The organism is Micromonospora sp. WMMD723, from assembly GCF_049863385.1.
In the GTDB taxonomy this organism is placed as follows: domain Bacteria; phylum Actinomycetota; class Actinomycetes; order Mycobacteriales; family Micromonosporaceae; genus Micromonospora; species Micromonospora wenchangensis.
Map to the genome: position 1 here is coordinate 5,398,856 of NZ_JBMKNR010000001.1, position 23,583 is coordinate 5,422,438.

The 23,583-nt window shown below is 75.2% G+C and carries 19 protein-coding genes, 1 pseudogene and 1 riboswitch; of the genes and pseudogenes, 5 read left to right on the plus strand and 15 right to left on the minus strand.

Annotated elements, in window-relative coordinates; genetic code table 11:
• Positions 1 to 26 precede the first annotated feature (26 nt).
• From ACN261_RS23445 to ACN261_RS23495, 11 genes are all read right to left on the minus strand, one after another.
• Positions 27 to 794 (minus strand): ankyrin repeat domain-containing protein, encoded by a 768-nt coding sequence (locus ACN261_RS23445; RefSeq protein ID WP_425852143.1) that lies wholly within the window; start codon positions 792 to 794, stop codon positions 27 to 29.
• A gap of 67 nt (positions 795 to 861) precedes the next feature.
• Entirely contained in the window at positions 862 to 1,008 is a 147-nt protein-coding gene (locus ACN261_RS23450; protein ID WP_425852145.1) for a hypothetical protein, read from the minus strand.
• Between the two features lie 126 nt (positions 1,009 to 1,134).
• Complete coding sequence (locus tag ACN261_RS23455) at positions 1,135 to 1,743, minus strand: histidine phosphatase family protein (protein WP_425852147.1); 609 nt, start codon at positions 1,741 to 1,743, stop codon at positions 1,135 to 1,137.
• A complete protein-coding gene (locus tag ACN261_RS23460; RefSeq protein ID WP_421481814.1) occupies positions 1,740 to 2,543 on the minus strand; it encodes a CbtA family protein in 804 nt (267 codons plus the stop codon). The genes ACN261_RS23455 and ACN261_RS23460 overlap by 4 nt, the downstream gene beginning before the upstream one ends.
• Positions 2,534 to 2,737, minus strand: a complete 204-nt coding sequence (locus tag ACN261_RS23465) for a CbtB domain-containing protein (RefSeq protein WP_088644932.1) — start codon at positions 2,735 to 2,737, stop codon at positions 2,534 to 2,536. Before ACN261_RS23465 ends, ACN261_RS23460 begins: the two co-directional genes overlap by 10 nt.
• A gap of 60 nt (positions 2,738 to 2,797) precedes the next feature.
• Positions 2,798 to 2,866: riboswitch (cobalamin riboswitch) on the minus strand.
• 103 nt (positions 2,867 to 2,969) lie between these two features.
• Positions 2,970 to 4,442: a PepSY-associated TM helix domain-containing protein gene (locus ACN261_RS23470; RefSeq protein ID WP_425852150.1), complete on the minus strand. Its 1,473-nt coding sequence runs from the start codon at positions 4,440 to 4,442 to the stop codon at positions 2,970 to 2,972.
• Between the two features lie 236 nt (positions 4,443 to 4,678).
• Positions 4,679 to 5,233: a copper resistance CopC family protein gene (locus tag ACN261_RS23475; RefSeq protein ID WP_425853640.1), complete on the minus strand. Its 555-nt coding sequence runs from the start codon at positions 5,231 to 5,233 to the stop codon at positions 4,679 to 4,681.
• 17 nt (positions 5,234 to 5,250) lie between these two features.
• The gene (locus ACN261_RS23480) at positions 5,251 to 6,459 is read right to left on the minus strand and encodes a Dyp-type peroxidase (RefSeq protein WP_421481816.1); all 1,209 of its coding nucleotides are present in this window, start codon (positions 6,457 to 6,459) and stop codon (positions 5,251 to 5,253) included.
• Positions 6,460 to 6,482: 23 nt separating this feature from the next.
• Complete coding sequence (locus tag ACN261_RS23485) at positions 6,483 to 7,118, minus strand: copper chaperone PCu(A)C (protein ID WP_425852152.1); 636 nt, start codon at positions 7,116 to 7,118, stop codon at positions 6,483 to 6,485.
• Between the two features lie 173 nt (positions 7,119 to 7,291).
• Entirely contained in the window at positions 7,292 to 8,131 is an 840-nt protein-coding gene (locus ACN261_RS23490) for a zf-HC2 domain-containing protein (protein WP_421481819.1), read from the minus strand.
• Between the two features lie 75 nt (positions 8,132 to 8,206).
• Positions 8,207 to 8,776 (minus strand): sigma-70 family RNA polymerase sigma factor, encoded by a 570-nt coding sequence (locus tag ACN261_RS23495; protein ID WP_421481820.1) that lies wholly within the window; start codon positions 8,774 to 8,776, stop codon positions 8,207 to 8,209.
• 328 nt (positions 8,777 to 9,104) lie between these two features.
• On the opposite strand from ACN261_RS23495, the gene ACN261_RS23500 reads away from it, so the two are divergent.
• Both ACN261_RS23500 and pdxY read left to right on the plus strand, forming a co-directional pair.
• A complete protein-coding gene (locus ACN261_RS23500; protein ID WP_425852155.1) occupies positions 9,105 to 11,243 on the plus strand; it encodes a copper resistance protein CopC in 2,139 nt (712 codons plus the stop codon).
• Between the two features lie 145 nt (positions 11,244 to 11,388).
• Positions 11,389 to 12,240: a pyridoxal kinase PdxY gene (gene pdxY / locus ACN261_RS23505; RefSeq protein WP_421481822.1), complete on the plus strand. Its 852-nt coding sequence runs from the start codon at positions 11,389 to 11,391 to the stop codon at positions 12,238 to 12,240.
• Between the two features lie 96 nt (positions 12,241 to 12,336).
• Here the strand turns inward: pdxY and ACN261_RS23510 are convergent.
• Both ACN261_RS23510 and ACN261_RS23515 read right to left on the minus strand, forming a co-directional pair.
• Positions 12,337 to 13,194: pseudogene (locus ACN261_RS23510) on the minus strand (DUF817 domain-containing protein); the annotation flags it as partial.
• Between the two features lie 42 nt (positions 13,195 to 13,236).
• A complete protein-coding gene (locus ACN261_RS23515; protein ID WP_204924450.1) occupies positions 13,237 to 13,722 on the minus strand; it encodes a hypothetical protein in 486 nt (161 codons plus the stop codon).
• Positions 13,723 to 13,888: 166 nt separating this feature from the next.
• On the opposite strand from ACN261_RS23515, the gene ACN261_RS23520 reads away from it, so the two are divergent.
• Positions 13,889 to 15,967, plus strand: coding sequence for a hypothetical protein (locus ACN261_RS23520; protein WP_425852158.1), 2,079 nt, complete (start codon positions 13,889 to 13,891; stop codon positions 15,965 to 15,967).
• Here the strand turns inward: ACN261_RS23520 and ACN261_RS23525 are convergent.
• Positions 15,916 to 18,036, minus strand: coding sequence for a hypothetical protein (locus ACN261_RS23525; protein ID WP_425852160.1), 2,121 nt, complete (start codon positions 18,034 to 18,036; stop codon positions 15,916 to 15,918). The two genes, ACN261_RS23520 and ACN261_RS23525, sit on opposite strands and share 52 nt — an antisense overlap.
• Before the next feature lie 278 nt (positions 18,037 to 18,314).
• On the opposite strand from ACN261_RS23525, the gene ACN261_RS23530 reads away from it, so the two are divergent.
• A complete protein-coding gene (locus ACN261_RS23530; RefSeq protein WP_421481825.1) occupies positions 18,315 to 19,799 on the plus strand; it encodes a S8 family serine peptidase in 1,485 nt (494 codons plus the stop codon).
• Between the two features lie 132 nt (positions 19,800 to 19,931).
• On the opposite strand, the gene ACN261_RS23535 is transcribed toward ACN261_RS23530, so the two are convergent.
• Entirely contained in the window at positions 19,932 to 21,512 is a 1,581-nt protein-coding gene (locus ACN261_RS23535) for a ricin-type beta-trefoil lectin domain protein (protein ID WP_421481826.1), read from the minus strand.
• 237 nt (positions 21,513 to 21,749) lie between these two features.
• Here ACN261_RS23535 and ACN261_RS23540 point away from each other — a divergent pair, with 237 nt between their 5' ends.
• A complete protein-coding gene (locus ACN261_RS23540; RefSeq protein ID WP_425852162.1) occupies positions 21,750 to 23,402 on the plus strand; it encodes a beta-1,3-glucanase family protein in 1,653 nt (550 codons plus the stop codon).
• Positions 23,403 to 23,583: the final 181 nt, after the last annotated feature.

Consider the following 23,583-nt stretch of genomic DNA (forward strand, 5'->3'; position numbering starts at 1 on the left):
TCGGACGCACGGTGGGCTTACCCGGTTCAGCCGGTGGCGTCGGGCGGGTGGGGGTCCAGCTCGGCGGCGGTGACGGCACCTCGCGCCCGCAGCCAGCCGACCAGTTCGGTGGCACCGCGCCGGACGGCCGCGTCCAGGGCGGTGCGGTGCTCCCACGGCGGCACCCGGTTGAGCCGCGCGCCGCGCGTCCACAGGTACCCGGCGCAGGACTGCCGCCCGCCGTGGCACGCACCCCAGAACGCCCAGTCCAGCTCGTCGGTCGACGGCGGGGCGTCGCCGGTGCAGGCCCGCTCCACCCGGTCGTGCAGGCCGAGCGTCGCCGCGTCGACGAGGGTGGTGCGGGCGCCCCGGACGACCAACCGGTACGCCACCCGCCACTGGGCGAAGGCCCGCGCATTCGAAAGCGGCGTGCCGCCGGCGATCACGCTGCCGGGAGCTTCGATGTCGGCACCGGCGTCCAACAGGGCGTCGACGACGTCCACGTCGTCGCAGCTGGCCGCCCAGTGCAGCGGGGTCTCCCGGTGCGGCCCGGCGAACCGGGCGTCGACGTCGGCACCGGCGGCGACCAGCGCGGCGACGGTGCCGGCACCGCGCGGGAACCGGCCCGGCCAGTCGGTGACCACGTGCAGCAGGGTACGGACCCCGCCGACCCGGTCGACGATGCGCCCGGCGGCCAACCCCGGGTGCGCGCCGAGCAGCGACCGCAGCCGGGTCAGGTCACCGTCGCGGATCGCCCCGGTCACCGCGACCGCCAGCGGATCGTCGGCAGCGAGCAGCAGCGGATCACCGGTCATCTGCGCGACGCTACCCGTCGCCGCCCCGCAGCCGGCTGCCGTGCCCTGCCGCCCGGGTCCGTCGGGGTCAGTCCGCGCGGTACGGCCGAGCGGGAAGCAGCCGGTCCAACGGCCGGGGGACGTGGTCCGGGTCGAGGGCGTGCACCAGCGCGGCAGCGTACCGGGCCCTGCGGCCGCCGGTGGTGCCCAGGAACCGGCGCAGCTGCCGCTGCACGGACCGGCCGCGCTGGGCGGGCTGGTTCTGAAGACCCGGAACCGGTGCAGGTCACCCTCGGCGGCGAGGACGTCCTCGACTCCGGCGGCACCCAACGCGCGGATTCGGCGGAGGCGGACCGGCGGTTCATCGCGGGTTCCGGTCCTGCGGCCCGACCGGGGCGGTGAACCGGAGCTGCCACCGGGGGCCGTAGCGGCTGAGGCGCACCACCGCCAGGGGGGTGACGTCCAGCCGGGGCAGGGCGGCCATCGGCAGGTCGAGCGCGTGCACGATCGCCACCCGGACCACCATCGGATGGGTCACCGCGACGATCCGCCGGCCCGGCCCGAGCCGGTCGTCGAGCCAGCCGGCGACCCGGTCGCGCAGCGCGGCGAGGGACTCCCCGCCGTGCGGTGCCGCCTCGGGTTTCTCCCACCACTGGCGCAGCGCCCCGGGTTCCCGTGCCCCGACGTCGGTCAGGCTGCGTCCGGCCCAGCCGGCGTAGTCGCAGTCGGCCAACGCGGCCTCGACGGTGGGCCGTAACCCGAGGGCGTACGCGGTCTGCACCGCTGCGGTGGCCGGACTGGTCAGGCAGGTGTCCACCGTGCCCAGTGGCCCGGTCCGCCCGTGGCCGGCCAGGGCGAGGGCGGCCTGTCGACCGCCCTCGTCCAGGTCGTCGTCGCCCGCGCCGAACACCGCCCGCCGCAGCGCGCCGGTGTGGGCGTGGGCGACCAGCCGCAGGCTGGTCGAGGTCACCGACGGGCCGGCGTGGCCTGACCGGACAGTGGCTCGCCGGCCCGGTCGTCGGGGCGTGAGCCTCCGGGACGTCGGCTCATCAGGGCGCTGAACAGCAGACCGACGGCGACCCAGAGCACCACCTGGGTGCCGAGCGACGCCAGCCGGAAGTTCCACAGCAGCGTTGCCGGGAAGTCGTCCGGGACCTCCTGGAAGGACGGCAGGACGACGTACCCGACGCCGGCGACCAGGATGAATCCGCCGAGGGCGGCGCCGTACCGTTGCCAGGGCGGCGCGTCGGCGCGGACCGACCGGTAGCCGAGCGTGCCCGCCCAGACGGCCACCAGGCCGAGCACCACCAACGCCAGGTAGGCGACGGTGCGCTGGTCGATGGTGTCGGGGTTGCCGACCGCCGGGGGATTGGCCGGGTACTTCCCGAACGGCACGAGCACCACGCCGAGCAGGGCGCCGCCGGCCAGCAGCAACGCCGACCGGCCGTCGTCGGCGGCCGGGAAACGTCGGCGCAGCAGCACGAACGCGGTCGCGAGCAGGCCGCCCATCGCCGTCCCGAACAGGCCGGTGGCCAGGAACAGGCCGAACCGCTGCCCGTCCCGGCCGACCAGGTCCTCGGCGTGGTGGTCGTCGGCCACCGGCCCGGTGTGGGTGGCGGCCTCCTCGATCGCGATGGCCGCGTCGATGCGCGGCTCACCGACGAGGTAGCCGAAACCGCCCGCGAGCAGGCCGGCGACGAGGCCGGCGAGGAGCCCGCGGATCAGGACGGTGACGAAGGTGGGTGGGTTGTGGGCAGGGGTCAGTGGCACGGGACACCGAGCAGGTGCCGGCCGTCGTGCATCAGCTCGTGCAGGAACATGCCGCTGCGCGAGACCGCACCCTGGTCGAACGCGACCAGGTAGGTGAGCAGCAGGAGTACGCCGACGACGGCCAGGGCCGCCCACCACAGACGGGCGGACCCGACGGGGTGTACCAGCGGCTGGGCAGGAGTGGGACTCGACATGGGATTCGAACCTTCCCGGGGATGACGCGTCCCCATCGCAAGGCTGCGGACGACCGAGCGTCCTGGCTCGCGGACCCGTCGACGACGGAACCGCTCACAGTGGCGCGACCGCGCCGGATTCCCACCGGCTTACCTCGCGACGCCGCAGATAGTGGTTCGACCGTAACGGCGCGACCCCCGGCCGGTCAATCGTCGCCCCGGGAATGTGACGTGCCGGCCGGGCGTCGGCACGTCATCCGCCGGCCGACACGGGGGAGTCGGGGGCGGTGCCCCGGCGGCGTCGTCGGGCCACCGCGCCCAGGGTGACGTCGACGACGAGGAAGGCGAGGAGACTCGACCCGAGCAGGGGCAGTGCCCAGCCGACCGCCGCCACCACCGGTACGCCGACCAGCACCGCCCACCAGGGCAGTCCCCGGACGCCGCCCCGGGGCGGCGCGGTGCCGGTGCGGGCCCGCCGGTCCGCCCGGGTGGGCCGGCGCTGCCACCACATCCGGTAGCCCCAGACGATGACGCAGAGCAGCCCGAGGGCCAGCGCGGCGAGCAGGATCTGGTTGACCGGGCCGAGGAGCACCCCCATGTGGGCCTGGATGCCGAGTCCACTGAGCTGGGCCAGCACCGGCCAGTCGGCGAAGTCGCTGCGGGCGGTGACCGTGCCCGTGGTGGGGTCGACGGCGACGCGGTCCTTGGCGACCGGCCAGGTGTTGTCGACCTGGGTGACCGTCCAGGCCGAGCCCGGCGCGCCGGGGGCGATCTCGACCGGGCCGGCCAGTCCGGCCGTCCGGGCGGCGGTCAGCACCCGGTCGAAGGCGGCCGACTCGACCACCCCGCCGGCCCCGGCGGCGCCGTGGTGGCCGCCGCCGGTGTCGGTCGGGACCGGTCCGGCGGCGAGGGCGGTGGACAGCTGCGGGGCGCGGGCGTCGAGCGCGTCGAGACCGGCGCCGAAGTTCGCCCCGGCGTACCGGGACCAGGTCAACCCGGTGGCCGAGAGGAACAGCAGGCCGACGGTGAGCCAGATCCCGGTGGTGGCGTGCCAGCTCCGGGTCCGACGTACCCCGCGGGCGGCGGTCAGGTCCGGGACGAGCAGGTGCCGCGCGGTGGCCCGGGAGGCCCGGCGGCGACGCCACCACAGCACCACCCCGCCGAGCGCGAGCACCCACAGCCAGCTCGCGGCCAGCTCCGAGTAGTGCCGGCCGACCGCGCCCAGGTGCAGGTTGCGGTGCAGGTCGTCCAGCCAGGTGGTGGCCGGTGTGGACCCGAACCAGGTGGTGAGCTGCCCCTGCACCCGGCCGGTGTACGGGTCGACGTACACGGTGTGCTGCCGGTCCGCCAGCTCCGGCACGGTGAACACCACCCGCGTGGTGCGGTCGCCGGTGCCGGGCTGCACCGCGCTGACGCTGCCCTCCGGGTGGGCGTTGCGGGCCGCCCCGACCTGGTCGGCCACCGGAACGGGGCGCTCACCCACCTGCGTCACGGTCAACCGGTCGCCGTAGAGCGCCGCGTCCACCTGCGGGGCCACCGTGTAGGCGAGCCCGGTCAACGCGGCGACCACCAGGAACGGTGCGACCAGGACGCCGGCGTAGAAGTGCAGCCGCAGCAGCAGCGCGCCGAACGGGGACCCGCCCCGGGCCGGGCGGGCGGCTGGGGCGGCGGACGGCGCGGATTCCGGCCTCGGCGGGTCGGACAACTCAGTGACAGACATATCCATCCGATCGAATGTGTCGGGAGGTACCCGATGGTCGCCCGTGCCTTGGCTGATGGGCCGCCGTCCGTGCGGTCGGCGTCACCCGGTGAGGTAGTCGCAGCGGACGTCCCGGCGGTTCCCGGCACATGTCCGGACAGGGCCGCGACGTCACCGGTCCACAGGGGAGCGGGCGTCCCGGCGGCCTGCCGGACCGGTTCTGCGGGCCGCGACCGCCTGCGGCCCAGCGGCGGCGGGTGGCCTCAGGGGCGCGACGACCGGCGTCGCCGACGTAGCACGGCCGCCGCCCCCAGCAGGACGACCAACGCGCTGCCGGCGACGCCGACGACGGCGACCCAGCCGTCGCGCCCCGACGCGACCGCGGCGGTCGACGGGCCGGGCGGCTCGGGGGACGGCGGGGCGGCCGGACCGGCCGGGTCCGCCACGGTGAACGGGTACGACCCCTGTACCGGGTGCCCGTCGGCGGAGACCACCCGGTACGCGACGGTGTACGTCCCGTTGGGCAGGGGAGCGGTCACCCGGACGTTTCCCGTCGCGCCGGAGACCACCGGATCGCCGGTGGGGACACGTCGTTTCGTCCCGTCGGTGAGCACGATGGTGGTGAGTGTCGGGTCGAGCCGCGCCATGAACTCCAGCGTGATCTCGGTGGGTGCGCGGGTCAGCGTCGCGTCCCGGGCCGGCGAGGCGGACCGCAGTCCGTTGTGCCCCCGGGCCGGCGTGGCGGCGACGATCAGGGTCAGGACGCCGGCCAGCAGTACGGCGACGAACCGGCCGGCGGCCCGGTGCCACGGTGACATGGTCGTCATCGGCCGGCTCAGCCCAGCACCTGCTGGCCGATCCACCCGTCGGGCGGGCAGCCGGGCGGGACGGCGAAGACGGCGGATCCGATCGGCGTGGTCCACTCGTTGAGCAGGTCCCGGTCGGCGAGTCGACGTTGGATGGGCAGGAACTGGGCGGTGACGTCGGCCTGGTACGAGGCGAAGATCAGGCCACTGTCGGCGTGCCCCTGCGGAGAGGGCACACCGTCGTAGTTGTACGGGCGGCGCAGGATCTTCAACCGGTCGTCGGTGACCCGGGCCCGGGTGAGGTGGGAGAAGTCGGGGATGACGGTGAGCCCGTCGTCGCCGACGGCGGCGAAGTCGGGTTCGTCGTGTTCGCCGGTGCCGGTGAGCGGGGCGCCGGTGTCGAGCCGCCGGCCGACGGCGAGTTCCCGGTCGGTACGGCCGAGCAGGTCCCAGGTCTCCAGGTTCATGCTGATCCGGCGGACCACCAGGGTGGTGCTGTCGCGCAGCCAGTCCGGTCCGTCGGGCACCCAGACGGCGGTGTCCAACGCGCTGCCGGGACGGGGGTTGGCGGTGCCGTCGAGCTGGCCGAACAGGTTGCGTTGGGTGTGCCCGGCGGGCTCGACGCCGGGGCTGCGCCGGAAGCCCTGCTGCACCCACGCGACGGTGGCGAAGGGCCGGCTGTCCTTCACCAGCACCCGCTGGGCGTGGGCGACGGTGACCGCGTCGTCGGCGCAGATCTGCACCAGCAGGTCCCCGCCGGACCAGGCCGGTCGGAGCCGGTCGATCCGCAACGCCGGCAGGTCGGCCACCGACGCGGGCCGCCGGTCGTCGACGCCCGCGGCCCGGTACAGGCCGGGTCCGAAACCGAAGGTCACGGTCAGCCGCGCCGGCAGCAGTCCGAGTTCGGCCTCGGTGTCGGCCAACGCCGGCCGGCCCTGGGTGAGCCGGGCCGCGTCGTCGCTGAGCAGCCGCAGCAGCCGGCCCAGCGCCGCCCGGTCGGTTCCCGGTCGCAGGGTGAACGCGACGAACGCGGCGTGGGCCTGCGGTTCGGTGGTCACCCCCGCCTGCCGGGGCCCGTGGAACGGCTCGACCAGGCCCCCGACGGCCGCCACCGGACTCGGCTGCGGCGCGGCCGGCCCGCCGGTCGGCCCGTCCCGCCCGGCGACGACCACCGCACCGCCGGCCAGCGCGCCGCCCGCGGCCAGCGCCCCGCCGGCGAGCAGGCCGCGCCGGCTCACCGCACGCACGTCCGGGTGTCCGGTCACGAGGTCGGGCCGCTCGTCGGCTGTCCACCCGGGACCGGCTGACCGCTCATGGTCGGCTGACCCTTCATGGTCGGCTCGGGCGCGCCGTGGCCGGGGGCGTAGCTCTCCTGCGCCCCGGTGAACGGCTTGGCCACGGCGGTGAACTGCTGGGTCCGGCCGTCGGCGAAGGTGAGGGTCACGGTGACCTGGTCGCCGGCCCGCACTGGCCGGCGCAGGTCCATCAACATCAGGTGGTCGCCGCCGGGCTCCAACACGTGGGTGCCCTTCGCCCTGATCACGACGCCGCCCTGCTTCTGCCGCATGACCATCGTGCCGTCCTTCGTGGTCATCTCGTGCAGTTCCAGTACGGACACCTCGGTGGTGGCGCCGGTGAGCGTGACGTCGGTGTCGCTGTCGTTGACCAGGGTCCCGAAGGCCGCCGTCATGCCCTTGTCGGCCGCCTTCACCCACGGGTCGCGGATGGTGATCACCCCGGCGGACGCGCTCGCCGGTGCCGAGGCGCCCGACGGGGTGCCCGACGCCGGGTCGGCCGGGCCGCAGCCGGCGGGGCCGACGGCCAGCAGGGCGGCGGTGGCGGCGGCGAAGACGACTGACGCGCGTCGATTCGTGCCGAGTGGACCGGTGGGACGCATGGGTTTTCCTCCGTTGTGCCGATGCTCTGTCCCGTTGGTCGGTCACCGGTCACCGATAGTTCCGGCCGGTCGGGATCGTGCCCTTCCGGGTGACCGGATCGTCCCGCCGGGCGGGACGCGCCGTCGGCCGCCGCCCGGCGGGCGCGGGGACGGCGGACCGGGCGACGTCCGGCTCAGGCGGCCGACCGGTCGCGGGTCCGCGCCGAGCCCGCGTACGGCGGCAGCAGGCGCACCGTCGGAGCGGCGGCGGGCACGTCGTCCGTACGCAGCCGCCAGGCGGGCCGGTCTGCCCGGCCCCGCCCCGCCGGGCCGTCCGGCCGCAGCCGGGGCCGGGACAGCGCGACCACGATCAGGTAGCCGGTGACCAGGAACCCGTGACTGACCAGCCGGGTCGGCTCCACCCGGCCGGTGACCAGGTCGTTGGCCGAGAGCAGCACGAGCGCGCCGACGAAGGCGCTCAACATCGGCAGCAGCCCTCCGGTCGGGGCGCGCCGGGCGGCCACGAAGAGGAAACCCGCGCCGACCGCGATGTTCCACGCGGCCGACTCGTGCCACAGGTGCCCGGAGGCCAGCGTGTCGAGCGCGCCGTGGGCGTGCCCGGCGGCCGGGCCCCGGCCGACCTGGGCCAGCCCGAGCACCAGTTGCAGGGCGCCGATGAGGGCCAGCCCGGTGCGCAGGACCGGCACCAGCCGGTCCCGCAGCCGGCGGGGCGCGGGGAGCGCGGCCAGCACGACGTCGACGAGATCCGGGTCGGCCGCCGCGCCCTCCGGCTCCGACCCTGCCGTGGCCGCGGTCGTCGACCGCAGGCGGCCGGGCCGGTCGACGGTCGGGTCGCGGCGGTCGGTGGCGGAGAGCGTCAGGCGGGACCGTCGGGTCACCGTCGCGGCCCGGTCACACCACAGCCGGCAGCCCGCGCACCCGTCCAGGTGCGCGTCCGCCGCGATCCGCTCGGCGGGGGTCTCCTCGCCGTCCAACTGTGCCGACAGGATCTCCCGCCACTGCTCACACCCCATGTACGGGTAGTCGGCCGGCAGGGTGTGGTGGTTCCCGTGGGTCCCCGGGGCACGGTCGCGGCCCGGGGGCGACGGTCAGCCGGCGGCGCTTCCCGGCCGGCGGCGGATCGCCCGGGGGTTCCCCTCGACCGCCGCGACGAGATCCTCGCGGGCCCGGGCGACCCGGGAGCGGATGGTGCCGACCGGGCAGCCGCACACCTCGGCCGCCTCGGCGTAGGACAGGCCGAGGACCTGGGTGGCGACGAACGCCTCCCGACGGTCGGCGGCCAGGGCCAGCAGCAGGTCGTTGAGGACCACCTCGCCGTCGAAGCCGCTGCCCCGGGTGTCCGGCGTGTCGTGCCACTCGGACAGCGGCACCGTCCGCGGACGCGAGGTGGCCGCCCGGACGTGGTCGACGGCGGTCCGGCGGGCGATGCCGAGCAGCCACGTGCGGGCCGAGGAACGGGCGGCGAACGACGGCAGCGAGCGCATCGCCCGCAGGTACGTCTCCTGGGTGAGGTCGTCGGCCTCGGCCGGGCTGATCAGGTGCGCGACGAACCGTCGTACGTGCTGCTGGGTCGCCCGGATGAAGCGGGCCGCGGCCTCCCGGTCACCCCGACCGGCGGCCAGCGCCCACGCGGTGATCTCCGCGTCGTCGTCGCCCACCTGCCACCTCCGTGTCCGGTTCTGCCGTCTGTCGTGCTCCGTCGTCGTCCGTCAACGGTAACGACGAGGTGTAGTAGGTCCCGGGTGAGCGTACGGCATACCCGGCGTCGTCCCCGCCCACTGGTACGGACGGGAGGCGTCGGCGGATCATCCGTACCGTGGTCGGAAACGGAGGCCCACCGTGACCGGCCGGGCACGGGGTGCGGAGCCGGGGACGAGTTTTGATCATCCCGACCTCAGGTTGGGACGCCGTAGCCAAAACTTTTGCCATCTGCGTAAAAAGTTAGTGAACTATTGATTGAAGTCCACTCTTCGTGAGGATGATCCGATGCGCTGTCCCCCTCCAGCCACCGGACCCGCCGGACGTACCCTCGCCGGCCTGCTCGCCCTCGTGTTCGCCGCGGCGGTGGTCCTGCTGCCCACCACGGCGGCGCAGGCGCACGGCACCCTGGCGATGTCGACCCCGGCGGCCAACGCCACGGTGGCCGAGCCGCTGACGACGGTGGAGCTGTACTTCACCGAGCAGGTCGCGGCCAACGCGTACTTCACCGTCACCGGGCCCGGCGGTGGCCGGGTCGACAACGGCTGGCGGCACGGCTCCCCCCGGCCCCTGGACAAGCCGGTCCGGGAGTACCTGCTGGTCGACGGCAAGTTCGAGCCGAAGGAGTACAGCACCGGCTTCCCGGCGGTGGTCACCCTGGCCCACCTGCCGGCGGCCGGCCAGTACGCGGTGAGCTACCTGTCGGTGGCCTCCGACGGTGAGCCGGTCCGGGGCACCATGACCTTCCGCTACACCGGACGGCCGACCGCCGCGCCGTCCGGCTGGCAGCCCCCCGTCGACCAGCCGGATCCGGCGCTGGTGGCCGCCGCCGAACAGCACGCCACCTCCGGCCACGGCGGCCCGGCGGCCTCCGCGGTACCGACCGCCCCGGTGACCGCCGCCGCGCCGGCCGCCCCGCCGGCCGCCGCCGAAGACGACGACGGGGCCGGCCTCGGCTGGCTGGCCTGGGCCGGCGGTGCGGTGCTGGTCGTGGCGGCGGTCGGCTTCGCGGCCTGGCGGCGTCGCCCGGTGCCCGCCACCCGGCCCGCCGGTCGGCCCCGGTCCGGGGGGACGGCCGCCCGGCCCGGCTCCGGCACCCGCGTCAACCGGTCGAAGGGGACGGGCGGCGGCAGGAAGACGGCCCGTCCGGCCGCCGCCCGCCGTCAGGTGGTCACCGCGTCCGTGACGACCCCCGCCAGGACCGGCGCGGCCCCGGCCAAGGCGGTCCCGGCCGCCCCGGCTGCCCCGGCCTCCGGCAGGGCGGCCCCGACCTCGGCTCAGGCTGCCCCGGCCTCCGGCAGGGCGAAACGACTCCCCGCCGAGGCGGCTGCGGCCACGGCGGGAACGGCCACGGCCACGGTGGGGTCCGCCGGAGCGACCTCCGGGGCCGACGAGGCGGCCTCCGCCGCGACGTCCGCCGACGTCGGCGCGACGGACTCCGCCGCGACGGACTCCGGCACCGGCGTGCCGGTATCCGCCGCCCCTGCACCGCATCCCGGGTCCCGACTGGGCAACACGGGTCTCGCGTTGCTCGTCGGAGGGCTGGTGGTGGCCCTGCTGGCGGGCTTCGCGCTGGGCCGGATCGGTTCCGGTACCCGGCCCGCCGACGGCACCACCACCGCCGCCCCGCCGGCCACCGGTGCGGCGCTGGCGGCCGGGGACGGGCACCAGCACGGGCCCGGCACCGGGGCGCACACCCATCCCGGCGACGCCGGTGGGGCCCAGGCACAGGTGACCGGGCTGTCGGTCAACGCCGGGGGTTACACCGTCGAGCCGGCGGCCCGGACCCAACCGGCGGGCGTACGGGCCGACTACCGGTTCCGCATCGTCGGCGCGGACGGGAAGGCGGCGACCCGGTTCGCGGTCGTCCACGACAAGCCGCTGCACCTGGTCGTGGTGGGGCGGGACCTGAGCGGTTACCAGCACCTGCACCCGACCATGGCGGCGGACGGCACCTGGAGCGTCCCGCTGACGCTGACCCGGCCCGGCGGCTACCGGATCTACGCCGACTTCTCGGTGACCGGCGCCGACGGCACCACGGCCCCGCTGGTGCTGGGGGTCGACCACCAGGTGCCCGGCGCGCACACCCCGGTCCCGCTGCCGCCAGCCGCGTCGCAGTCCACGGCCGGGCCGTTCACGGTCACCATGGGCGGCACCCCCACCGTGGGGGTGACGGTGCCGCTGTCCTTCCGGCTCGACGGCGTCGACCCGGCCCGCCTGGAACGCTACCTGGGGGCGTACGGGCACCTGGTGGTGGTACGTGAGGGTGACCTGGGCTACGTGCACGTCCACCCGGACCAGGAACTGGTGGACGGGACGGTGCGGTTCTGGCTGACCGCCCCGAGCGCGGGCCGCTACCGGGCGTTCTTCGACTTCCAGGTCGACGGGACGGTGCACACCGCGCAGTACACCCTCGACCTGACCTGAGCACGGTTCCGGCCGACCCCGCGTGCACCGCCGGGGCGGCCGGAACCGTCACCGCCCGCCCGGTCCGACCCGGCAGGTCGGCGACGCGGGGGCGAATCGGTGGGCCCGTACCCGGGGTGTCGGGGGGAACGGCCATGATGAGCCGGTGAAGATCCTGTCCATCCAGTCCTCGGTCGCCTACGGCCACGTCGGCAACTCGGCGGCCGTGTTCCCCCTCCAGCGCCTCGGGCACGAGGTCTGGCCGGTGCTGACCGTGCACTTCTCCAACCACACCGGGTACGGCGCGTGGCGCGGGCCGCTGCTGGCCCCGGCCGACGTGGCGGAGGTGATCGAGGGCATCGCCGACCGGGGGGTGCTCGGCACCGCCGACGCGGTGCTGTCGGGCTACCAGGGCGACCCGGCGATGGGTGCGGTCATCCTCGCCGCGGCCGACCGGGTGCGGGCCGCCAACCCGGACGCGGTGTACTGCTGCGACCCGGTGATGGGCGACACCGGGCGGGGGATGTTCGTCCGGCCCGGCATTCCGGAGTACCTGCGTGACGTGGTGGTCCCGCGCGCCGACATCATCACCCCGAACCACTTCGAGTTGGACTTCCTCGCCGGCCGGACGACCACCTCGCTGCCCGCCGTGCTGGACGCCGTCGACGTGGTCCGCGCCACCGGCCCCCGGGACGTGCTGGTGACCAGCGTGCTGCACGACGACGTGCCGACCGGCTCGCTGGAGGTGGTGGCCGTCTCGGACGAGGGCGCCTGGGCGGTGACCACGCCGCTGCTGCCGATCAACCCCAACGGCGGTGGCGACGTCACCGCCGCGCTCTACCTGGCCCACCTGCGGACGACGGGTTCACCGGCGACCGCGCTGGAACGGACCATCTCCTCGGTCTTCACCGTGCTGGAGCGGACCCTCGCGGCGGGCACCCGGGAGATCCAACTGGTCGCCGCCCAGGACGCCGTCGCCGACCCGCCGGCCCGGTTCACCGCCCGCCGGCTGCGCTGACCCGGGCACGGGCTGCGCCGCCGACCGGCCCCCGCCGGTGGCACGTCCCGGCTGCGGGGGTCGGGGTGACTTCTTCGGCGGTCGTGGCTTTTCCGGTGGGCGGGGTGGCGAGACCCAGGTGACCAGGACCACCGAAATGATCATGAGGAGGAACCACGAGGCGAGCTTCGTCGGCGACACCGGGTCCCACCCGGCCACCTGACCGGGGTAGAGCCACGCCTGCGACCAGGTGGCGATGTTCTCCGCCAACCAGATGAAGAAGGCGACCAGGAGGAAGGCCAGCAGCAGCGGCATCCGCAACCGGAACCGGAAGACCCGGAACTGCATCACGCAACGGCCGAACACCACCGCGACGAGGGTGATGAGCAGCCACCTGACGTCCGGCAGGTAGTGGTTGGTGAAGAAGTTGGCATAGATCGCGACCGCCACCAGCGCCGTCACCCGGCGTCGGGGGTAGCGCGTGAAACGCAGGTCGAACAACCGGTTGACCCGGACCAGGTAGGAGCCGACCGCGGCGTACATGAAGCCACTGAACAGCGGCACCGCACCGAGCCGCAGCACCCCGTCCGGAGCGTAGGACCACGAGCCGACGTGCGTCTTGAACAACTCCATCGCGGTCCCGACCAGATGGAACAGCACCACCACCCGTAGTTCGCGCAGGGATTCCAGCCGTCCGGCCAGCATGGCCGCCTGGATGACGACCGCGGCGACGGTCAGCAGGTCGTTCCGGGCGAGAGCGGCATCCTGCGGGTACCAGAGCCGGGCCGCCAGGATGACCGCCAGCATCGCCCCGCCGAACACGCACGCCCAGGCCTGCTTGAGCCCGAAGACCAGGAACTCGACCAGCCAGCCGGCCGGTCCGCGTCGGGGCAGCCGGGCCAGGACGGCACGGAAGCGGGCGTCGACCGCACGTTCCGTCGTGGTCAGGCCGCTCGGTCCGTCCGCAGGAGGCATCGGGGCGACGTTACCGGGTGCCGGCCCGGCCGGTGCCGTCGGTCAGGGGGAGGTCGAGAGCGTGCTGATCAGGCCGAGACCACCGCAGCAGAGCAGCAGCACCACCGGCAGGATGACGAGCACCAGGCTGTAGTTCGACCACATGCCGAACTTCGTCACGTCGGTGCCCTGCCCGTCGTGGACCCGGTTGCGCCAGCCGCCGAAGCGGAACGACAGCGGGTACACCAGTCCGGGCTGGACGGTGAGCGCGGTGGTGACGATCGGGATGCCCATGAAGTCCGTGTAGCGGATGTCGTGTGCCCCGGCCGGCACGGCCACGTACCAGGTGCCCTCGCCGGGGATCGACACCAACCGGCCGTCGACCTTGAAACGGCTGGTGGCCGGGACGGGCACCAGGTACGGACCGCGGTTGACCGAGACGGCCAGCACCGCGTGTCCCGGCGGCGGGGGAATCGGCTGCGGGTAGGCGATCAGCGGCGTGACGGGGCCGGGCGCGGACGGGTACGACGGCTGAGGGGGGTACGACATCGCCACATCCTGGCACGACCCTCGGACGCGGTGCGCGCGGGCGGCCTGCCGCCGGCCTGACGGGACGGCACCCGCCCACACGCAGGACGATCCGGCTCGGGTTGAACCGTCGGCACCCCGGTTCGTATAAGGGGGCCGGGACGGGAGGATGTCGGTGGGACCGAGGGTGGGGAAAGCGATGGTGGCGATGCGGCGGGCCTTTGTCACGGTGCTGCTGGCCGGGATCGCGCTGCTCGTGGCGGCACAGCCGGCACAGGCGGCGCAGCCGGTGGGCGTGGCTCGACCGCCCGGTGCGGTACGGCCGGTCAGCGCGGTGCCGGCCGAAACCGGTAGGTACTACGTGGTCGGGCCACCCGTCGACGGGCAACGGGAGTACCTCTACGCCATCGCGCTGCGTACCCTCGGTAACGGTAACCGGTTCCGGGAGATCGTCGAACTCAACGTCGGCCGGGTCCAGCCCGACGGCGAGACGTTCACCGACGGGGTGGTCCTGCGCCCCGGCTGGCGGCTCGTGCTGCCCAGGGACGCGCAGGGCCAGGGGGTACGGATCGGCCGGCTGCCGCAACTGGGGCCACGGTCACCGGCTCCGGCCAGCCCGAGCCCGCGCGCCACGACCCCGTCCCGCCCCGGCTCGACCCCGCGCGCGGTGGCCCCGTCCTCCGCGACGGCCTCCCGTCCGGCGCGGACAGCCGCCGCGACCACCCGGGCCGTCGCCCGGCCGCCGGAGGCTCCGCAGGTGGGCGACGGGCTGGACCCGCTGCTGATCCGGGTCGGTGCGGGGCTGCTGGCGGTCTTCTTCGCCGCCGTGGCCGTGCTGCTGCTGCGTCGTGGCGGACCCCGCCGGCTGGTGCTGGAGGACGACGGGCCGTGGCCGCCGCAGCGGCACCACACCCCGACCCCCGCCGAGCTGGCCGCCGTGCCGGTGCCCGGCGAGGTGGACACCGCACCGCCCCCGGTCACCCGCCGGACGCCCGCAGCGTCGACGTCGGGGGCACCGCCGTCGCCCCCGCCGGCTCCGCCGATCACCCGGCCGGTCACGGCACCGGCCCGGCGACCGGCCCCGCCGGCGGTCACCCCGCCGATCCTGCCCCCGCCGCCGTCGGTGGTCCTGCCGGCACCGCGTACCGCCGCCCGGCCCACCGCCCCGTCGGTGTCGCCCCCGGCGGCACTACCGGGTCCAGCGTCACCACCGGCGCCGGTGCCGGTCGAGGGGTCGACGTCCCCGCGGGAGCTGCCCGCAGACCCGGCTGCGGCGTCCGCCCCGGAGCCGGCGGCCCCCCCGGTGGCTGAACCCGTCCCGGCGTCGGATTCCGTGCCGGTGTCGGAGTCCGTGCCGGGAGCGGCGGCCGAGGTGGCGGTATCGGAGGCGGTGGTCCCCGGTACCCGACCGTCACCCTCGGCGACGACGGGCGGGCTGCCCGTGAAGCCGGTCTGGCCGCCCCGGGCACCACAGTCGGCACCACCCCGACCGACCCCGATCGACCCACCGCAGCCGCCGGCCGGTCCGAGCCCGACCGCCACCGCGCCGACCGCAGGGACATCCGCCGGGACCGCCGGCGCGTCGGTCGGCGTGGCATCCCCCGGGGCTGTCCCCGCCTCGGCGGGCGTGGCTTCCGTCGGGACCGCCGACGCGTCGGCCGGGGTGGATCTGCCGCGTCCGGTGGTGCCGACCGGCAACGAGGTCCCGTACCTGAGCACCGAACTGGAGACCGGACTCGGGCCGATCCGGGTCCGGTTGGTCGGGGTTGCGGCGGGCCGGGGCGCGCCCGCGTACGCCTGGCTCGGCCCGGACGAGACCGCGCCCCCGGCGACCCTGCCCCTGGTGCTGGGCCACCGGGGACCGTGGCGGTTGCACGTCGACCTGGGGCGGGCACCCGACGTGCTCACCCTGGTCGGCGACACCGACGACTGCCGGCGCACGGCCGCCCTGTTCGCCGGGCGGCTGCGGGCCGGGGGGATCGGCGTGGCCACGGTGGGCGACGTGCTCGGCGGGCAGGCCCCGCCGGGGTGCCGGTCGCTGCCGGGGCTGCCGGCGGCGAGCGCACCCGACGCCGACCCGCCCGCGCCGTACGTGGTGTTCACCCCCGGCCTGGCCGGTGCGGAGCTGGCCGGGGCGCGGCGACTCGCCACGGACACCGGGGGGCGGTGCGTGCCGGTGGTGATCGGACCGGTGCCGGCCGGCCGCTGGTCGGTTCAGGTGTCCCCGGTCGACGGCGGGTCCACCCGGGGCGGTACGGCGGACTGAAGGCCGGCGACGGCGGACGGCAGCGGCCCCGGGGTGAACTCCGCGATCCGCTGCCACCCGCCCCCCTGCGCCCGGAAGGCGCGCTGCACCACGATCCGGTCGTACGAGCGGCTGGCCAGGACCAGGTCCACGCCGGCCCGGTGCAGCCGGTCCACCCTGCTCCGGACCAGGGGCAACCCGGCCAGCATGGTGTGGGTGGCCCCGACGTCGACGGTGCGTCCCGCCGGCACCCGCACCTCGACCAGCAACCGGCCCGGCCGGGCCACCGGCCGCTGCTGGTAGAGGGGCAACCAGCCCCGGGGCAGCCCCCGGGACCGGGCCGGCAGCAGCGCGTACGCCTGCCGGGTGCCGAAGCCGGGCCAGCGGCGGACGTCGTTCGGCAGCCCGGCGACCGAACGGTTGGTGGGCGCGGCGCGGATCCGCAGGGGCTCGCCGTCGGCGTCCACGGTGGGCAGCAGGCGGCTGAACCCGTCGCAGCGGAAACCGCCCACCAGCCGGACCCGGTCCAGCCGGGCGGCCGGCAGCAGGTAGGTGTCGGGGCTGCCCAGGACGTACTTGAACCGCGCGGGCACGTGCGCCCGCAGCACCGCCATCGGGATCGCGCCGCCCGGGGAGATCCGCACCCGCAGCAGTTCGCTGCCGGCCGGGGCCGACCGGGGGTCGAGGAACGCGGGCACGAACAACTCGACGCCGGGCAACCCGTCGCCGACCGCCCGCGCCGGGTCACCCTCGACGAGGACGTACGCCTCGAACGTCTCGGCGTTGACCTGCTGGCCGCGCCGCAACCAGGGCGGGCCGTAGTCGGCCGCGCGGCGGCTCTCGGTGACCAGGGCGGGCCGGGGGAGGGGCACGGCCGGCTGTTCCGCCCCGGTGCCGTCGCCGACCGGCGTCGGGGGTGCCGGGTCGGCCGGGTCCGCCGAGCGGGGCGGGGAGGTGCCGTCCGGTCCGGGGGCCGGGTCGTCGGCGCGGGCCGGTCCCGGGTGGCCGTCGGCCGAGCCGGTGTCGACGGCTCCGGCGGCGGGGGAGGCGACCACGATCCGTTCCCGGTCGCGTCGGGACACCAGCAGCCCCTCGGGGGTCGCGTCCAGGGTCGACGGGCCGTCGGCGTACCTCGGCCGGTGGGCCTGCCACGCGGCGACCGCGCCCGTCGGGTCGAACGCCCGCAGGTCGCGCCGGTCGTCGATCAGCTCGGCCCGGCCGCCCGCGGGTGGGGTCCAGACGGTGGCCCCGGTCGTTTCGGCCAGCTCGACCACCTCCGCGACGAGCCGGGCCTGCTCGTCGGCGTCGGACGGCCAGGTCAGCCAGAGCCGCAGGTCGGCGCCGTAGAGCGGCAGGTCGCCGAGGAGCGCGGCGAGCTGCCCGCCGCTGTGCACATCCTGGGTGCCGCTGTAGGTGCCGACGAGGAAGCCGCCGGAACGGGCGGTGACGGCGACGGTGACCACCCCGCTCGACGCGCCGAGCCGGTGCGCGGTGGCCCGCCTGGTCACGAAGTCGGCCCGGGTGGCCAGGGCGAGGCCGTCGGGCAGCGGCAACCCCACCACCCCGGTACGGGGGCGGACCAGCCCGTCGTCCACCGCGAACCAGCCGGGTAGGGAGGTGGCGAGATCCGGTGGCTGGAGCACGAGCCAGTCCATCGGCTGCCGGGTCACCCGGTCCAGCGGCACCGCGTCCAGTGGCCCGCTGTCGGCGGTCGGGCGGGTGGGCCCGGTGGCCGACCTGTCGACGGCGTGCCTGATGTCCGAGCCGTCCGGGCTGACCAGCACGTCGTGCCCGAGCAGGCCGGCCACCTCGGTGAACAGGTCGAGGTGGCGGGCCCCGTCGTCGGCGAGGATCCGGACGTCCTGCGCCGCGTCCGCGCCGTGCCGGACCAGGGTGGCGACGGCCCGCGCGTCGAGCGGCCGGCCCGGGGCGGTGGGTACCACCAGCCGTCCGCCGGCGCCCGGGGCCAGCCAGAGGTCGTACAGCCCGGCGATGCGGCGGTGCCGGCGCGGGTCGAAACGGCGGGTGGCCGGCACCCGGTCCAAGCCGTTGCCGCCCATCGGCTCCACCGTGCGCCCGAGCCCGTTCACCGCCGCCCCACCTTCGTCTCCACCGGCACCTGATCGCCCGGCCGGTCGTTCGCCGCCACCGTCGGTGGTGGAGGGTCGCCCGCCTGCCGGTCATCCGTCCCCATCGGGGGACGGCCCGAGGAGACGTTCCCGTCATCGGCGGCCGGTACCCTCGGCTGACCTCATGACGAGGATCATGGAAATCTGGTTCAGATTGATTTGAACGGACCGGCCGCTGATCCGCAATAGACGGTGAAGGCCGGTGACGCTCGGCCATGGTGACTGAAGGGGGACACCCAGTGCTGGCGAAGCGCTCGATCCTTGCCCGCCTGCTCGCGGTGGCGATGGCCGGCTGCGTGCTGATGGCGCCGACCGGGCCGGTTGTGGCGAAGGCCACCAACGATCCGCAGCCGTACGTGAAGTACTACGTGGTCGCGGCGCAGTACCAGGGCCAGCCGGAGAGCCTGACGGCGATCGCGCGGCGGTTCCTCGGTAGCGGCGAACGGTCCGCGGAGATCTACCACCTCAACACCGGCCGGGTGCAGCCCGACGGGTCCCGGCTGACCGACCCGGGCAGCCTCAAGGCCGGCTGGCAGCTCGTGCTGCCCTGGGACGCGGCCGGTGAGGGGGTGAAGTACGGCCAGCTCCCGACGGGCAAGCGGCCCACCCCGAGTGCCCGGCCCTCCGGCGCGGTCGACCCCACACCCAGGGCCGTCAGCCCGAGCCCGGATCCGAGCCCCACCCGAACGGGCGGCAGCCCCCGACCGGGCGCGAACGGCCCGAAGTGCACCGCCACCACCGGGTCGAGCAGCAGGTCGGACTGGGCGCAGCTGCGGATGGCCGCCGACAGCGCCTGGACCCTCACCCGTGGCAACGGGGTCAAGGTGGCGGTGGTCGACACCGGCGTCGACGCGAGTGTGCAGCAGCTCAGCGGCCGGGTGGCGGTCGGCGCGGACGTGACCGTCGGCAACGGGCGCGGGGACACCGACTGCCTGGGCAGCGGCACCGCGATGGCGGGCATCATCGCCGGTGACAGCAGCGTCGACGGCAGCCCGGTGGGCATCGCGCCGGACGCCACCATCCTGCCCGTCCGCGTGGTCCGTGGTTCGGGCGCCGCGCGGGCGGCCGACGCGGCGAACGCCATCGAGGTGGCGGTCAGCGCCGGCGCGTCGGTGGTCGCGGTCGGCTCCCACGTCGACCTCGGCGACCCGGCGGTGGCGTCCTCCGTGGCCACCGCCCTCGACCACGATGTCCTGCTGGTGGCCGGTGCGCCGACCAAAGCGGTGCCGCCGCCGTCCCCGGCCGGCCGCTCCGGGGGCGGTGCGCTGCTGTTCACCGGAGGCGTCGGTGCCGGCGACCAGCTTGCCGAGCAGTACGTGCAGGGCGCGGTGGAGGTGGTCGCGCCCGGGGTGGACGTGGCGAGCCTCGGCGTGGGCGGGGGCAAGGCGGTCAGCAACACCGGCACCGAGTTCGCCGTCGCGTTCGTCGCCGGGCAGGCGGCGCTGATCCGGGCGGCCCAGCCCGACCTGACCGCCGCCCAGGTCAAGGAGCGTATCCGCAGCACCGCCGACGCGATCGGCACGGCCCCCGACGCCAAGTACGGCTCCGGCATGATCAACCCGGCCGCCTCGGTGTCGGTGGCGGTCGACGACCGTAACCAGGTGGCCAGCCAGCAGCAGGGCAACAACGGCGCGGCGCTCGCCGTCATCCTCGGCATCGCGCTGCTCTGCGGTGTCGCCGTGGTCTTCGGCCTGCGGCTGCGCCGCCGCCGGTTCGCCGGCTGAGCCCTCCACCGGTCGTGCCCGGCCCGGCCGCCGACGCCGGTGCCGGGCCCGGGTGACCGCCGGGCCCCGGCGGTCCCGACGCGACGGGCTCCGGTGGGCACGTTGCCCACCGGAGCCCGCCTGTCGGTACTGCTACCGCCGGGTGAAGGTCTGCTTCGGGTTGAACACGCAGATCCAGGACATCATCGGCGCGCCGACGCCGTGCCCGTCGACGTCCAGGCAGCGGTCGGTCTCCCGGTTGAACAGGGAGGTGCGGCCGTTGTGCTCGATCCACTCCCACTTCTGGGCGGGATTGCCGCTGCACACGGCGACCTGCACGGGGGTGCCGTCCTTCTTCTCACCCCAGGCCACGTCGAGGCAGAGCCCGTTGGCCCGGACGCTGCCGTCGGAGCGGAAGTCCCACCACTGCGACCGCTCCTCCCGGCACTTGTTCAGCACCGCCCGTACCCCGTCGCTGGTCCCGGCGGTGACGCACAGCCCGGTCTCCTTGCCCACGAGCTGCTTGGTGCCGGCCGGTCGGGTCGGTGCCGCCGCCGGCTTGGCCGACGGGCTCGCGGGCGGCGGCGGGGCGGCCGAGCTGCCCTTCGGGCCGGGCGACGGCGACGCCGGCGGGGTCACGGTCGGGCTGGGCGACGGCGACGCCGACGGCGGCGTCGGCCGCAGCCGGTTGTCCAGGGCGTAGTAGTCGGTGTGCTCCCGCATGGTCCGTAGGAACGCCTGCGTGCCGGCGTCGAGGTCGCCGCCGGCCTGGCGCACGGCGGCCGGGCCGTTGCGGTACGCGGCCAACGCCAGCAGCGACGGGTCACCCTCCAGCCCGGACAGCTCCTTGTGCAGGGCGCACAGGGCCGTGCCGACCGCCGGGATCGCCGCCTGCGGGTCCCACGCCGAGGCGTCGGACGGGCCGTACGCCTGCCACACCTCGGGTCGGAACTGCGCGACACCCCGCTGCCCCTCGGGGCCGAGCAGGTTGGCGTCGAATCCGGACAGCGCCATCAGCTGGGCGGCGACCAGCGGCGGCGTCACCTCGGGGCAGACCGAACCGGCCCGGACGACGAGCGCCGTGTAGTTGCCGGGCACCGCCTTGGGCTGCTGGACGCCGGAGCTGGGGCGGGGCTGGCCGGAACCGCCGAACGCGGTCAGCTTGCCGTAGTAGGCGGCGTACCCGCTGGCCTGGTCGACGTACTCGACCGCGTCGGTGGGCACCCCCTTGGCGTCGCGTACCTCGTCGAGGCCGGTGTGGAACGCGGCCAGCGAGAGCCGCCAGGTGTCCCCCGCGACGTCCGCCAGCCGCACCTGGCCGCTGAGGTCGCACATCAGGTGGGCCAGGGCGAGGATGTTCGCGGCCGGATCGGAACGCTCCGCGCCGGGCCACGGTGCCCACGACTTCCACGCGGCGGTGTCGAGACCGGCGATGCCCTGCCCGCCGGAGGCGGTCCGGTCGGCCCGACCGTCCAACCCCGACTCGGCCATCAGCTGGCCGGCCAGCCGCGCCGGGGTGAGCGTCGGGCACGAGCGGGCGGCTGCCTGGATGGTCGTCAGGTGTTCCTTGGAGACGGGCCGACCGGTCAGGTCGTCGTCGCGGGCCTCGGCCGCGCCCCAGCCGACAGCGGCCACCACCATGGACAACACGGCGAGTCCGGCGACGACGAAGGCTGCGGTACGACGGGGGATCGACCCCAGTCGGGCGAGTACGGAGGGGTGATCGGATTTCACGGGAGGTGTCCCTTCCGGCGTGGCGACATCGCTGTCGTGACGGATGCGCGATGTCCCCGGTTCACCGGGCTCGAATCGGATCTGGTGATTTTGGTCCGGTCGACATTGAACCGAGGGGTACGGCGGGCCGTCAACGTGGCTACCGCCGGGCCGGGCCGACGTCACACCGGGACTCGGCGGCGATGGCCGTGTCGTTGATCGGAGCTTGGGATGCTTTCTCGCCGCAGGGTACTCGGGATGGGTTTCGCCGGCGCCGCCGTGGTCGGCGTGCCGCTCGTGGCGGCCCCGTTGATCTCGCGGGCGCGGGCCTCGGGCGGCCTGCCGCTGAACGTGGTGAACAGCACGGGCCGGTTCGCCAACTCGGCGATCCGGATGTACGTCGTCGGCACCGACGCGGAGACCGGGGCGATGGGCTACGTCCGGGAGAGTGGGAAGTTCACCCCGGCCGACCCGGCGCACAACGGCCCGGACGGCGTCGCCGACATCGGCGTGCGGCTGGCCGGTTCCGGGGTGACCCGGTTCGTCCTGCCGATGATGTCGGGCCGGATCTACTTCGCCATCGACGGCGAGCTGCGGTTCACCGTGGTCACCGACGGCAACGGGCGGCCGGCGTTGCAGTACCCGGTCGGCTGGGTGGCCGACGACCCGAGCTTCGGCGTCCTGCACGACTGCTGTGAGTTCACCTACAACGCCTCCGGCATGTTCTGCAACACCACCACCGTGGACATGTTCAGCATCCCGATGTCGATCCGGCTGCTCGGCGACGTGGAGCAGGCCACCGGCAAGCTCGTCGACGGTGGCCGGGACGCGATCTTCGCCGAACTGGCCCGCCAGCCCGGCTTCGAGCGGCTGGTGGTCGGCGACGGGCTGCGCGTCATCGCACCGGGCAAGGGCATCGAGACAGGTCGCTTCGACCCGACCTACTACGACGGCTACATCGCCGAGATCTGGGACCGGTACAGCCGTACCGAGCTGCGGATCCACCGGTCGGAGGGCACCGTCCGGGGCCGGGTGGTCGACGGGCGGTTCGCCTTCGACGGCGGGGTCCGCGCCTTCGACCGGCCCTCGACACTCAACGTGTTCCACTGCGACGGCGCGCTCGCCGCACCCAACGACGGGCTCTCCGGTCCGGTGGCGGCGGTCCTCGGGGCCGGGTTGAACCGGTCGGTGCTCGACCAACCGGACCAGCCGACCACCAGCCGGGACGCCTACTACCAGCATCCGGTGACCAACCACTACTCCCGGGTGCTGCACCGGCACAGCGCCGACGGCCGGGCGTACGGCTTCCCCTTCGACGACGTCGCCGACGACGCCTCCTACATCCAGGACGTCCAGCCCCGGGAGATGACCATCACGCTCACCCCGTTCGGCGGGGGTGCGGCCGGACAGCCGGCACCCGAGGTCGAACGCCCGGTGGTCGTGGAGCGCCCGGTGGTCGTCGAGGGACCGGTGGTCGTGGAGGGGCCGGCGGCCGTCGTCGCCGCCCGGGGCGTGGGCCAGGAGATCGCGGCGGCCAGCTTCGACCGGCAGCAGGGCGTACGGAAGGAACCCTCCAGTGAGGGCGGCGAGCACCTGGGCTTCCTCGCCCACGGCGACTGGGCCGGATACCGGGGGGTCGACTTCGGCCGCGAACCGGCGACCCAGTTCCAGGTGCGGGTGGCCTCCGGCGCGCCGCAGGGCGTCTCCGGCCTGATCGAGGTACGCCTCGACGCCCCCGGCCTGCCGCCGGTGGGCAGCATCGCGGTGGCCAGTACCGGAGGCTGGCAAAACTGGGTCACCGTGCCGGGGAACCTCGCCCCGGTGACCGGGGTGCACGACGTCTACCTCACGTTCGCCAGTGGCCAACCCGAGGAGTTCGTCAACGTCCGCTGGCTGCGTTTCACCCGATGAGCGTGGCCACCCTCGTCGCCCCGGCGCACGACACCGACCGGTGGACCACCGCCGTGCCGTCCACCGTCGCACCCCGGCGGCACCCGTCGACCGGTCGACGGCCCGGTCGACCGTCCGATGAGCACGGTTATGCTCTCTTCCTAGGCGGGCTCGACGTCGAGACGACGGCGCGGCCGTACGG

Coding starts and splice junctions, on each gene's coding strand:
- ACN261_RS23445 (WP_425852143.1), bottom strand. CDS start 794: ATGACCGGTGATCCGCTGCTGCTCGCTGCCGACGATCCGCTGGCGGTC.
- ACN261_RS23465 (WP_088644932.1), bottom strand. CDS start 2,737: ATGTCGAGTCCCACTCCTGCCCAGCCGCTGGTACACCCCGTCGGGTCC.
- ACN261_RS23470 (WP_425852150.1), bottom strand. CDS start 4,442: ATGGATATGTCTGTCACTGAGTTGTCCGACCCGCCGAGGCCGGAATCC.
- ACN261_RS23475 (WP_425853640.1), bottom strand. CDS start 5,233: ATGTCACCGTGGCACCGGGCCGCCGGCCGGTTCGTCGCCGTACTGCTG.
- ACN261_RS23485 (WP_425852152.1), bottom strand. CDS start 7,118: ATGCGTCCCACCGGTCCACTCGGCACGAATCGACGCGCGTCAGTCGTC.
- ACN261_RS23490 (WP_421481819.1), bottom strand. CDS start 8,131: ATGGGGTGTGAGCAGTGGCGGGAGATCCTGTCGGCACAGTTGGACGGC.
- ACN261_RS23500 (WP_425852155.1), top strand. CDS start 9,105: ATGCGCTGTCCCCCTCCAGCCACCGGACCCGCCGGACGTACCCTCGCC.
- ACN261_RS23515 (WP_204924450.1), bottom strand. CDS start 13,722: ATGTCGTACCCCCCTCAGCCGTCGTACCCGTCCGCGCCCGGCCCCGTC.
- ACN261_RS23540 (WP_425852162.1), top strand. CDS start 21,750: ATGGGTTTCGCCGGCGCCGCCGTGGTCGGCGTGCCGCTCGTGGCGGCC.